Below are 11,757 nucleotides of genomic sequence, written 5' to 3' on the forward strand. Positions count from 1 at the left end.
CCTCCACTGTTAGCGAATTGTGACGTCGTTGAGACGTTCACGCAATTCTCTCAGGCCTTGGCAAGAATAGTCTTGCGTCCCTTGCCAGCCTCTTCAGCCTTGATAACACGAGCCTTCTCGTCCTCGTCTGCGGACTCAAGGTACTCAAGCACCTCGTCAACTTTGTGGTCGGCCGGATCAAAGTCACCAGCTGCAGCCTTTTCAGTCTGAGCAGGCTTCTCAGCCTTCGTCGGCTTTTCAGCCTTGGCAGCCTGAGCGGAAACCTTGCGGGTAGCCTTCTGTGCGCCGAAGTCGAAATCCTTCTCCTTCTCGTCGCGCTCGCCGATCACCTCAGCAACATCAAACTTCTCGCCCGAGGCATCGACAACGTTGGCGAAACGAAGCGCGGTGAGAAGAGCCTTGTTACGGGCAACTTCGCCGGCAAAGATGTTGATCTGGTTCGTCTGAACTGCAGCCTGGATGAACTGGTTTGGATCCATGCCATACGCCTGAGCCTGCTGGATAAGGAAGTTCAGGAGCTCGTCCTGCTCAACGGTCACGCCGAATGCTTCAGCATACTCGTCCAGGAGAAGCTGGGTACGAAGAGCGCCCTCAACATCCTCGCGGATTTCCTCAGCGTGTGCGTCGTCCGCAGACTTGCCTTCTTGCTGAAGGTGGTTCGCGATCTCGGAATCCACAACACCTTCCGGAAGCTCAAAATCGGATGCTTCGATGAGTTTCTTGAGCAGTTCAGTCTGAATCTCAACGATCTGAGCTTCAGCCTTGTTGGTCTTTGCCGTCTTGGCAAGATCCTCCTTGAGCTCATCGATGGTGTCGAACTCGGAAGCCATCTGAGCGAAATCGTCGTCGGCAGCCGGAAGCTCCTGCTCCTTGACGGAGTGGACGGTGATCTTCACGTCGCCCTCTTCACCTTCGTGCTCACCACCCTTCATCGCAGCCGTGAACTCAACAACGTCGCCAGCCTTAGCACCGGTGAGAGCCTCATCCTGGCCGTCGAGCATCGAGCCATCGCCGATCTGGTAAGAAACGCCGGAGACATCGTCGATTTCTTCGCCGTTGATAGTGGCCACCATATCGATGTTGACAAAGTCGCCTTCCTTGGCGGCGCGATCAACATCCTTCAGCGATGCAAAACGCTGGCGAAGATCGGTAAGCTCCTTCTCCAAGTCCTCGTCGGAGACTTCAGTCGAGCCGAGGGTGAGAGTCACGTCTGCCGGGTTCGGCATAATGATCTCCGGGCGCACCACAACGTTAATCAGAACGCGCAGCGGGGTGTCGTCCGATTTGCCGGTCATCTCTGGATGCGAATCGAGATCCACTTCAGGCTGCCCCATCGGCACGATGCCGAGCTCGTTCAATGCGGTCTGGTAGTACTTGTCCAGATTGTCGTTGATGGTCTGGTCAATCAGGTAGTGCTTATCGAGGTTAGCCTCGAGCACGCGACGCGGGGCCTTGCCCTTACGGAAACCGGGGATCGTGATCTGCTTGCCGGCCTCCTTCACGCTCTTCTCGTAGGCGGGCACGAACTCGTCCACCGGGACCTCGATGGTCACGTTGGCGCGAGTGGCGCTGAGGAACTCAACGGAATTCTTCACGGATTAACTCCACTCAGTATGTTGGGGACTTTTCGTCCATTGCTTTTCTTCTCGACGCGATCTTGCCGCGACCGAGTTGGTCTAAGGCGCGGTAATTACACGCATACCGTTCCATAATAAACCATTACTGCAGCTTTGCGGGTACTGCTAGCAATGTTACTCACCACGTTCACTTTGCGTTTCTTTGCCGGCCCTCGCTACGTTCGCCGACGACGTCGGCACCAGCATTACGCACAGCGGACGAGCCTTCCTGGCCGTCAATAAAACCAAGCTCTTGTGGCGTCTCGCGAATCTCTTTCGTGATCCACTGCGCCGTTTCTGCGTCGGCGTGCTGGCGCACGATCGTGCGGAATTCGCCCAGCTCATAATAGAGGCAACCTGTGAGCGGGTGGCGCTTCTTGCTCACGATCTTGTAAAGCCAGTAAATGAACAAACCAACGTTGAAGATCAGAGCAGCCCAAGAACAGACAATGTTTGCCACCGGGTTCATCGTGGCAAAGTTCGTCATCCCGCTCGGCTTGACGAGCAGTTCAGGAAGCAAGTTGTTGGCTGCAATCCAGAACATCAGCGTGAAGCATCTAAACCAGATCCACTGCCCCTTTGCCCACGTGAAAGCGGGAATCGTGCAGGCGAGCAGCAATGCGAAAGTGCAGTACCACGTGTAGTCGGCAAGCGCGTTGTAGAGGAACGCATGGTTCCACAAGTCGTATGCGATGACCCATGGCCACACCATGTCGGCCCAGATCAGACCGCGAACCTGCCTCCTCCCGTCTGGTGTGACGGCTTTCGATTCAGAGGTGACGAAAATCTTCCCTAGACCAGTGATCGTAATGATGTTGAGCAAACCAGCTGCCGCGCAGAGAAGGTTCCAGTATCCTCCGATCGTTCGGAAACCTGTTGCTGGATCAACGCCGACGTGGTTGGCCGCAAAGTTCGACGCGAGTGCTTGATACCATTCGGGCGAATGAAGTGGCGCGGTGATCCCGCGCGATTCGGGCAAGCCATTAAGCACGTCGATTGACCGTGCATCGTTGATCGCCTGTAGACACTGTGGGTTGGCACCACATGCATAGTACGTGTCAGCTTCGAAGAAAATCGTGATGTCACGGATATTCGCTTCCATGATGTTGATTGCTAGGCCAAGCCATAATGCCACACCCATCCACAGCGCATATTTGCGAGCCTTCACCGGATTTCGCTTGCCCAGGACGAGCAGGTAGCCCGTCATCGTTGCCGTGGCAATCATGATGACGAACTTTCCGAAGGGGAACCACCCCACCATGGGCACGCCATGTGCAATTACGTACGGCATCACTGCAATACCGCCGATAGTCCAGAGTGCAAAGATCGTCCAGTTCCAACGTCGGTTGATTTCCGCGATTGCGATCTGAGCGATCAACACGACCACCCAAAATGCATAGACTGCTGGTGTTCCGATTTCCCAGAGGAACAGTGACGACATGGTACTTCCTTATTTCATGCGCGTTTTTCACAAACGCACCGTTGCGCAGGTGAAAAGCAATAATTTTTGGGACTTTCTCCTTAAATGTTAACGACGAAAAACTGAAAAAATGGAGACTAACGTCACAACAATGTCAGACGTAGACGAAGGAGTCTCAAATATGAAGAAATCATTATTCATGACGCTGGGAGGCACCGCCGCTCTAGCCGGCTTGTCCGGCTTGGTTGCGTTCAGCCAGCTCAGCGGCAAAGCAACGAAAGAAGAACAAGAATGGGTTTACCCCGCAGATGATTTGATTGATGCGAATTATCGCAACGGTTATTCCTCCACATATGCCATCGACATCGATGCTCCAGCCTACGCCGTCTACCGCATATTCAAGCAGATTGGTTGCGACAAGTCTGGTTCGTTCAGCTCAGAATTTTTGGAGCGAGTTTTTGCACGGCTGCCATTCTTTAATTCCTACGAAATTCAAGAAGAGTTCCAGCAGCCCGATTCGATGATGCCTGGCGACGTCGCCGCCTTCGACTATCACGGCATGTCGATGGAGTGGGCCGACGTGGTACCCGGCAAGTACCTCGTCCAGTGGGTTGATACGAAAAACCCGCCCGCAGCTCCGGGAACCTACGCATTCCGCTTCCCGTTTATGAAGCATTTCGCAGCAGCCTGGTGCTTCTATTTTGTGCCACTCAAAGGCGAACGCTGCCGCTTAATCAACCACTGGCGAATTGGTTTCGAACCGGATAACAAGTTCATCGGCGCGATCAACTGGCTCAATATTGAGCTCATCGGTGGAGTGATGACCCACCTGCAGAATATGTACGTCAAGCGCACGGTGGAGTTCAAAAAGAAGCAACAGCACAGCGGTAAGTTCATGCGTGGAGTGCTCGGAGGACGCTGGTTTAAGACTGGTACACCCGCGGGACGTTGGGACGGCACACCACTTTTCGAGGAGACCTACACGCAGTGGATGCGTTTCGGCCGTCAAAACCCGGCAGTGAAGGAAATTCGCGAACCGGTAACGGATAATCCAAACTGGCCACCCACGGGGCCGGGTACTCCGTGGGCAGATATCGTGGACGAGGACTACTTCACCGACTGGGAAGAACCACAGTTCTCTTGGGACGAGCAGATCCGCCAGAAGAGGGAAAAGACTTACCTCAAGGGTTGGGGAAAGACGAAGTAACTCAACCGCCCGTCACAGGCGTGAAATACGAGGGATACGAGGGAGGCGAAGCTGATTATTCGGCGTCGCCTCCCTCGCGTATGCCAAGATCGGGAGGGCAGCACTAGTGCTTCGGGCGCATCCCGCGTCGGCGCTTGGACAGTTTGCGGTAGCCCAGCCTCTCCGGAGTGGTTCCGAGGCGCGCAGCGATCAGGTCCTTATCCTCGTCGGAAGCATTCTTGCGAACCATACGGACGTAATCTGGGGTATCTGAGTAGACCTCGACTTTGAACGGGTTACGCTTGAGCGCCGAAATGCGATAGACGTGATACCCAAACACTACGATGTTGGCGATCAGTGCCACGAATGAGAAAAGGAAAAGCGCCGAGGTGTTGTGCGAGGATCTGTGAGCAAACATCGAATCGTGCATGAAATGCGGGAAGGTTAAAACCACAGCCGACCACAACGTCAGCGTGTAGGCGCGGAACTGGATCCACGAACCGCGCAGTTTCGGGAACAGTGCAGGAATAGTACACGACGCGAGCAGCGCAAGCCCTGAATACCAGGCGCGGTCAGAGAGACAGTTGTAGACGTAGGCGAAGTTCCACAGGTCGTAAGCAATGATCCAACCAAGGGTGAGATCTCCCCACATAATGGCTTTGGATTTATTATTCGCAACGAAGATTCCAACCCAGCCCGAAATCGCAAGGAGGTTGAGGATGCCGGCGATCCCATTCATGTAGTTCCACGGCCCTCCCCACGTGGCCAGGCCCGTTTCAGGGTGAAGGTTATGGATCGAAGCGCATTGAAAGTCGCGGATGACAGCTTCGAGGATATTAATCGCCAAAATTACGGGAGGGATGAGGAGGTACCACTGATTACGACGGAGCTTTTGGGAGTACTGCAACGCCACTAAACACAGCGATCCAGCGAGGGCCGAATACTGTTTCACGATGGGGAACCAACCTGCCGAACCAGTGCCTTGAGTTGAGTAGGGCCACCAGAAGATTGTGAGAAGGACGGGGGCGATCACGAAAACTACTAACACGACCCACTTGTTTCTTTGTGCAAGCCACGCAGTAACAGCAAGTGCGGCGGTAACGACGATGAGCATCGCATAGTCCCACCATTGTCCAGTTTCGAACGCGAAGAGCACGGGGTAATCCACCGTTGGTGCGGATGAAAGAGTCATCAAGTTCATCACTCTGCTTCATTGAAAAGTGTGTTTTAGGATACAGCTATTTTAGTTGCGCCGACGACGGCGATCTGGGACTTGAGTTCCCCCACTCAGTGCGTAAGAGAGAGGGAATGCGCGCCTGCACAACTATGATGGGGCAACGTGCCCTGACACTGCATTCATTACGTCAAAACCCGGCACCAACCAATTAACAAGTACCGGGCTTTTTAGATTGTCAGGATAGCGGTGTTAGGTTTCATGACATCGTTCATCCCTGTTTGATGGATTGATTTTTACTGTCTCACGACATCCTTCACTGGATGTCTCACGTCATCGTTCATATCACGGCATGGTGTGAATTATGAATACTCACAACAAAAACTACCAACCCAAAAACCTGAACGATCACGCGAGACACCCTGAACGATCACGCGAGACATACCAACGCCAAAAACAAAAAGATGCCCCGTGACATATGAATTATGTCGCGAGACATCACACTGTCGGGATAGCGGGATTTGAACCCACGACCTTCCGCTCCCAAAGCGGACGCGCTACCAACCTGCGCTATATCCCGGTGCTCTGCACGCCCGAGGCGGACAAAACAGAGCGAGTGACGAGAATCGAACTCGCGTCATCTGCTTGGAAGGCAGAGGCTTTACCATTAAGCTACACTCGCGTGCTGAGAACCAGCGCCAACAATCCTAGCATCACCCATCGGGGTAAGTGCAAATCGGGGCAGTGAGTTGCTGCTCACTACCCCGATCTCGATGTCAAAGTGCCGGTGGTTTAAACATTCAGCATTGTGAAAAGGAAGTTCACATAGTTACCAGCGAAATGAATCATATTATGCTTGACGACGACGAATAACCATTAGCGCAGAAATTCCGCCGGCAACCACGACAAGGCTGAGAATAATTCATCCGCCTACGCTTGCACCAGCCTTAACGAGCTTCTTAGTACCGCTATTATCGGCAATGCCTCTATTACTGGTGTCTTTTTAGCTTCATCGCGAGGAGCTGGGGCTGAATTATCTTTCTTATCGTTGACAACTGGCGGGTCAACGGAAAGAAGTGGCTCGATGCTAGTGCTTTTTGCACGTGAAATGAAAGTACAGGAGCATCAAACCAGACATTGTCTGGAATGTAGCGGATACGGATTGATTGAGATTTTTCATCGTAGAAGTATTCAATGTCTTTTGAATCAACTGCAACGAGTTCACCAGCGTGATTAAACACTTCACGGTATGCGACGCTCAGATCACATTTCTCAGGATCGAACTCGCTGGAAGTTCCCAAGTTAATAGTGACTGGTTAACCTTTAACTACCTTACGAAGATTTACATGAGCACCCTTTTGATCTGTGGAAGAATCATATGGATTTCCTTCTTCGTCAAGAAGTACAGCTGAATCGCCCCACGTTTGGTAGCTGTGTTCAGTGCGCAATTCGTCGTTTGCATTTAGATCAACCGAGTACCAACAGAACGAATCGCTTCATGGATTGAAGTGGTCTGGGTTTGTTTCCTAGGGTTTACCCTGTTTTCCATTATCGGTGACGACTTATGCTGACACCAGTACTTTTCCTCGATTTCCTGGGGCGTGTGGTAGTCAAGGTTCTCGTGTAGACGGCTCATGTCCCACCAGGTCACCCATTCAAAGATTGCGATCTCAACCTCAAGGACGTTGTCCCACGAGCGAGCGTGGATGAGCTCGTTTTTATCCGAGCCGTTAACATTTTCAGCTAACGCATCATCGTACGAATCCCCAACACTGCCTGCCGATTCACTAATACCAGCCCGTGTGAGACGCTCGTGGTAGACCAGCGAGACATACTGAAAGCCACGATCACTGTGATAGATGAGATTAATGGTTGAGTGAGCATTACGGATTGCTTGATTCAACGCCTGCAAGAGCAGGGCTTCGGCCCGCATCAAGTTCGATAAAATCCATCCCACAATTCTCCTTGAAAAAACGTCGATAACAAAACCCGCGTAGACGAAACCAGCACGAGTTTTAACGTACGTGATGTCCGCAACCCATAACCGGTCAGGGGGCGCTTGTCTTGAACTATCGCTGGACCAGATCAGATCAAGTTTCAGACCCCTGAGCCTTGCCCATAGTCACCGACGATCGTCCTATACCTTTAACTCGTTAGTCTCACGAAACTCTTAGTTTTCGCGTCGCAACCACGCGTTTTCAGCGATCACATCTTCTCCTGCTCGCCTGAGCGTACCTGAACATCGGGCTTGCTGGACCCACTACCTAGCCGTATCCAGCAGACCCCAAGCTGAGGAACAACAACCTCGCACGCGGCCTGAATCGACACTCCCTCAACAAGGAACCGATCCTCGACCAAGCGAACCACACCATCCTTCGCATCTTGATCAAACTCCTTTGACATAACCCAGATTTTCCCATCTACCAAACAGAAGAAAACCCAGACCACTCCATTCCTTCTCCTGTGCAGGAGCCTTATCAGTGTTGGAGGCCTGTGTGTTTTCGGTGTTTTCCATCAGTGTTTTTGTCCTTCCCGTGCGGGTGTAACAATGCCCGCCACCTCTTGACGGTGACGGGCGAAACTTCATAAGCTTTTTGTAGAGACGGAACGACGGACTCCTGCCCGCGCATTGAAATAACATGCCGAACGAGAGGGCGAGAGCAGCCTTAGTTCCGTCTCGTTTTTCTATTTCAGATCGACCTGTTCAAACTTTGCGCCGTATTGACGGCGGCAAACGAAACAATGTAATGTGGACAGTGAGACGAGGATGTATTCTCTTGCCCGCGCATTGAAATAACATGCCGAACGAAAGGGCGAGAGACAATGCTCCTCGTCTCGCTTTTTCTATTTCAAATCGACCTGCTCAAACTTCTTGCCATTTTCTGACATCACCCATAATTCTTTGATCAGGGCGCTTGGTGAACCCGGTTTCTGGTCACGTCGCATACGAACATTGTACCGTTCAGCTTCATATCTGAGCTTCTCAGTAAACTTTGCTTCTTCAAGATCAATAATGAATCGCTCCTTGACCTGCTTACCGTCGAAACGAATTTTTGCCGCTTCGCGGATAATGTTGCGCATTTTCTTCGCGTTAGCACCAGTTATCTTGAGCTCATATTCTCCGTTGTGACCAAGCCAGACGAAATCGTTCGATGGCAAAAACTCAAATTTTTTAGTCTTTGGCCGGTTGATCCACACAAACCGCTCACCCAGATCCTCAAAACGTTCAGCAAAACGAATCTCACGCGCATACAGTTTTTCACCATTCGTGTTCGACACCAGCGCCGCCTGACGGTAAGCCCACTCGCGCGAGTGGTCACCATCATCGAACCAGTCAAGCTTCCCCTTCTGCGCCCCGATCACCGCAGCGTGAGCGGCGCGCTCTTTCCGCATCCGGGCAACAACATCTTTGATTGAATCATTCTCGCGCCAATGCGGACGGTAATGCTCGTCATACATGCGCTCGAAATCGAAACCCGCTACCGTCTCACCGTCCCACGACACGCCACGAAGAGAACCCGAGTCTGGCTGCCAACTCCCACGCATCGGAACCGGCATGCAATCGCAATCATCATGGTATTTGTTTCCCACGTCGCCTGCGCTTGTCTTGTCACCGTACACGGGGCCACGTGACGCTAGCACGAGGCAAAACTCGCACGTGTGTACTCCAGTTGGGACGCGAGCATACAGAACACCACGATACCGGCGAACCGAACTATCAATCACTGTCCGCCCGAAATGCCGCGTATGACGCACCGTCGCCGACACCAAGTGAGCGAACGCTGCACCATGATCCTCCACACCATTCCACAACGGTGACAGTGCCCACCTCGTGGACGCCGCCCACGTGTCAGGAGCATACAAGTCAGGAACATACGCTGACTCACCAATCAGCTCCTCAAACCAGTCAGCCGCCACAGACGCCGAAATCGACCCATACGACTCAATCAGCCGTGGAATGAACTCGACCAGATCATCCCGGATCGCCTCCGGTGCCAGGTTCTTAATCTTCGACCAGTGGTAGCGAAGATCATCAAGGATCTCAGCCTCGATCTTCGCTTGGGCTTGCCGGCAAGCCTCGACCTGCGCCCTCGTTGCCATTGACATCCCCTATCTTGCGTGCCAACGCTAAAGCGCCAGACGCACGCCGCTTATCACTCAACAAGCGCATAATCTCCGCACGCGAAAACCCCGCATATTCGAGCGCAACCTCTGATTCAGACAGCCACGGGAACACGGCAGACAGTTTTGTGAGCGCGTCAGCGGCGGTCACCGGTGAAACAAATGCAGGGTTCGTGAACTTCGCATCCAACGAATAAGCCTCACGAGGAAGCTCAGAAAGCCCATCCCGCGCAGCGAGAATCTTCCACGCCAAGTGCCGCAGCGTGTTCGCATGAACATGGTTCGCCGCCCTCGCACGCGTGATCAGATCCTTCTCCGCCGCATACATCACCTCAGCAGACGGCGGATTTCTGCGGAGCGTTGAAACTTCGACCACCTCGTTCAAAGCGAAAGACGAAAGATCGTATCCTTACGACTCTTGAAACGACCGCGAGCCGCTCTCATGGCAAGCGTGCCGTGTATTCTTATGTTGTGTTGAAGGTTCACAAGGTGCTCCCGTATGAGCCGCCGCAGACCTTGCCAGGACTCTAGGTAGGGGAGTTATGGTGAAGTGTCCCGGGTTTTGTTCTGTTTGGGTAGATGGGAAAATCTGGAACGTGCCAAGGAAATTTGACCAGGATGTCAAGGATCGTGTGGTTCGTCTAGACACGGCGGTGATTGCGTCTTCAAGCATTCCTTGCGTGAGCGTTTTCTCGGCATTACGTTGCCTCCGGTAAGCAACGATATAGCCGTCATAGCAATCCAGAATCGGGCTAAAATATACTTTTCCGTCCGGTCCTGCGAACTCCGAAACATCAGTAAGCCATTTCTGGTTCGGATACTCAGCATGAAAATCACGCTTGATAAGGTCTTTAGGCACTGGGCTGACTTCGCCTTCATACGAAGAATACCGACGCTTCTTTTTCGCGTAGTACACCGCAACCTGTTCTTCTTTCATCAAACGTCGAATGACTTTTTCAGAAACTTTCTGTCCTCGCTCACGCAACGCGAACCAGATACGCTGCGAAGTGGTCTGGGTTTTCTTCCTAGGCGTTTACCCTGTTTTCCATTATTACTGATGCCTTGTGTTGTTGCCAGTATTGGCTCTCGATTTCTTCTGGTGTTTGATAGTTGAGCTTTTCGTGGAGTCGGCTGGTGTTCCACCAGATACCCCATTCAAAGGTCGCGATCTCGACTTCGACAAACAAACAGAAGTTTCCACAAAATACCCCTGAACTGCAAAAACACACCAAATTGAGGCCCGAAAAAATTTCTCTTTACGAACCATTCTCACGTACACTACATGTACCCCCAATAAATTCGGAACGTTCGAAGGAGAACGTTATGAAGAAAATAAAGAAGATCGCAGTCCTTGCAGCAATGTCATGCGGTTTCACCCTGGCAGCATCCCCGGCACTCGCAGTCAAGAGCGATCTTGCCTCGGTTCCTGCACCTACTATTACAAAACCATACGAATTCCCATTTGATTATCTCAAGAAGTCTTCCCTCCCCTCAGAAGGAAAGAAGGCTCTCGCCTACCTCAAGACTCTCACAGCAATCGAGCACGATTCTAAGGCAGACGGCACTTACAATCGCAAGGCGATGTACGGCACACCTTGGAAGGACACCGATGGAAACCACTGCGACACTCGCAACGACATCCTCGCCCGCGATTTTCTCAAGGGAACCATTGATTACAACAAAGACTTGAAGGGAATCCAGGGACTGAATAACCCCTCGAAAGGAAAGAGCACCTGTCGTTACGCCACCGTTTACGCCGGCGTCCTAGTTGATCCCTACCGCTACGGCCTCCCCGATCCAGGGCCGAAGGACAAGATGGCTTACAAGCAGTACTTTAAACATGGAAAAGTACACTTCAATCAGGTAAAGGGGGCAAGCGCAGTCCAGATCGACCACGTTATCCCGCTCAAGTACCACTATTCCCACGGAGGTGTGGCCCTCCAGCAAGCTGGCCGCAAAGATATTGCGCAGGTCTTCGCAAACGATCCGCTCAATCTTCTGGCAGTCTTTGGCCCCGAAAACATGAAGAAATCGGACTCCGGCCCCGCTGATTACCTCCCGCCGACAAAGGACAAAGAGACGCAGTGCCGTTACGCACTACGAGTCACCGCAGTCACGAAGAAATACAATCCATTCGGGTTCTCACTCGCTCAGCGCGACATCGACGCCACAGCGAAGTCGATCCAGACTAACTGCCTAAAGTAACGTCTCCTTCGCAACAAGACGGAACGAGCAGCCG

Annotated in this window: 11 protein-coding genes and 2 tRNA genes; 2 read left to right on the top strand and 11 right to left on the bottom strand. The window is 52.4% G+C overall.

What is annotated here, in order from left to right:
- Nucleotides 1-50 precede the first annotated feature (50 nt).
- Together tig and P7079_RS05705 are read right to left on the bottom strand one after the other, a co-directional pair.
- A complete protein-coding gene (gene tig, locus P7079_RS05700) occupies nucleotides 51-1,595 on the bottom strand; it encodes a trigger factor (RefSeq protein ID WP_278012325.1) in 1,545 nt (514 codons plus the stop codon).
- A gap of 169 nt (nucleotides 1,596-1,764) precedes the next feature.
- Nucleotides 1,765-3,057: a DUF5692 family protein gene (locus P7079_RS05705; RefSeq protein ID WP_278012326.1), complete on the bottom strand. Its 1,293-nt coding sequence runs from the start codon at nucleotides 3,055-3,057 to the stop codon at nucleotides 1,765-1,767.
- A 160-nt stretch (nucleotides 3,058-3,217) separates the two neighbouring features.
- Between P7079_RS05705 and P7079_RS05710 the strand changes: the two genes are divergently transcribed.
- The gene (locus P7079_RS05710) at nucleotides 3,218-4,243 is read left to right on the top strand and encodes a hypothetical protein (RefSeq protein ID WP_278012327.1); all 1,026 of its coding nucleotides are present in this window, start codon (nucleotides 3,218-3,220) and stop codon (nucleotides 4,241-4,243) included.
- A gap of 103 nt (nucleotides 4,244-4,346) precedes the next feature.
- Here P7079_RS05710 and P7079_RS05715 read toward each other — a convergent pair whose 3' ends face one another.
- The 9 genes from P7079_RS05715 to P7079_RS08500 all read right to left on the bottom strand — a co-directional run bounded on the left by P7079_RS05715 (nucleotide 4,347) and on the right by P7079_RS08500 (nucleotide 10,503).
- Nucleotides 4,347-5,423: a DUF5692 family protein gene (locus tag P7079_RS05715; protein WP_278012328.1), complete on the bottom strand. Its 1,077-nt coding sequence runs from the start codon at nucleotides 5,421-5,423 to the stop codon at nucleotides 4,347-4,349.
- 479 nt (nucleotides 5,424-5,902) lie between these two features.
- Nucleotides 5,903-5,976, bottom strand: a tRNA-Pro gene (locus P7079_RS05720).
- 31 nt (nucleotides 5,977-6,007) lie between these two features.
- Nucleotides 6,008-6,078 (bottom strand) — tRNA-Gly (locus P7079_RS05725).
- Nucleotides 6,079-6,385: 307 nt separating this feature from the next.
- Nucleotides 6,386-6,697 (bottom strand): hypothetical protein, encoded by a 312-nt coding sequence (locus P7079_RS05730; protein ID WP_278012329.1) that lies wholly within the window; start codon nucleotides 6,695-6,697, stop codon nucleotides 6,386-6,388.
- A gap of 161 nt (nucleotides 6,698-6,858) precedes the next feature.
- Entirely contained in the window at nucleotides 6,859-7,497 is a 639-nt protein-coding gene (locus P7079_RS05735; protein WP_340689366.1) for an IS3 family transposase, read from the bottom strand.
- Nucleotides 7,498-7,601: 104 nt separating this feature from the next.
- Nucleotides 7,602-7,799 (bottom strand): hypothetical protein, encoded by a 198-nt coding sequence (locus P7079_RS05740; protein ID WP_278012330.1) that lies wholly within the window; start codon nucleotides 7,797-7,799, stop codon nucleotides 7,602-7,604.
- A gap of 441 nt (nucleotides 7,800-8,240) precedes the next feature.
- Nucleotides 8,241-9,497, bottom strand: a complete 1,257-nt coding sequence (locus tag P7079_RS05745) for a VG15 protein (RefSeq protein ID WP_278012331.1) — start codon at nucleotides 9,495-9,497, stop codon at nucleotides 8,241-8,243.
- Complete coding sequence (locus tag P7079_RS05750; protein WP_278012332.1) at nucleotides 9,439-9,903, bottom strand: hypothetical protein; 465 nt, start codon at nucleotides 9,901-9,903, stop codon at nucleotides 9,439-9,441. The genes P7079_RS05745 and P7079_RS05750 overlap by 59 nt, the downstream gene beginning before the upstream one ends.
- A 24-nt stretch (nucleotides 9,904-9,927) precedes the next feature.
- Nucleotides 9,928-10,503 carry a DDE-type integrase/transposase/recombinase gene (locus tag P7079_RS08500; RefSeq protein ID WP_422836990.1) on the bottom strand — a complete coding sequence of 192 codons (576 nt, stop codon included), beginning with the start codon at nucleotides 10,501-10,503 and terminating at the stop codon, nucleotides 9,928-9,930.
- A gap of 338 nt (nucleotides 10,504-10,841) precedes the next feature.
- Here P7079_RS08500 and P7079_RS05755 point away from each other — a divergent pair, with 338 nt between their 5' ends.
- Nucleotides 10,842-11,723, top strand: coding sequence for a GmrSD restriction endonuclease domain-containing protein (locus P7079_RS05755; protein ID WP_278012333.1), 882 nt, complete (start codon nucleotides 10,842-10,844; stop codon nucleotides 11,721-11,723).
- Nucleotides 11,724-11,757: the final 34 nt, after the last annotated feature.

The sequence above is a fragment of the Arcanobacterium canis genome, assembly GCF_029625435.1.
Lineage (GTDB): Bacteria > Actinomycetota > Actinomycetes > Actinomycetales > Actinomycetaceae > Arcanobacterium > Arcanobacterium canis.

Bases quoted from the DNA above. Each gene is read 5' to 3' on its own strand.
- P7079_RS05705 (WP_278012326.1), bottom strand. From the start codon at position 3,057: ATGTCGTCACTGTTCCTCTGGGAAATCGGAACACCAGCAGTCTATGCA.
- P7079_RS05710 (WP_278012327.1), top strand. From the start codon at position 3,218: ATGAAGAAATCATTATTCATGACGCTGGGAGGCACCGCCGCTCTAGCC.
- P7079_RS05715 (WP_278012328.1), bottom strand. From the start codon at position 5,423: ATGAACTTGATGACTCTTTCATCCGCACCAACGGTGGATTACCCCGTG.
- P7079_RS05740 (WP_278012330.1), bottom strand. From the start codon at position 7,799: ATGTCAAAGGAGTTTGATCAAGATGCGAAGGATGGTGTGGTTCGCTTG.
- P7079_RS05745 (WP_278012331.1), bottom strand. From the start codon at position 9,497: ATGGCAACGAGGGCGCAGGTCGAGGCTTGCCGGCAAGCCCAAGCGAAG.
- P7079_RS05755 (WP_278012333.1), top strand. From the start codon at position 10,842: ATGAAGAAAATAAAGAAGATCGCAGTCCTTGCAGCAATGTCATGCGGT.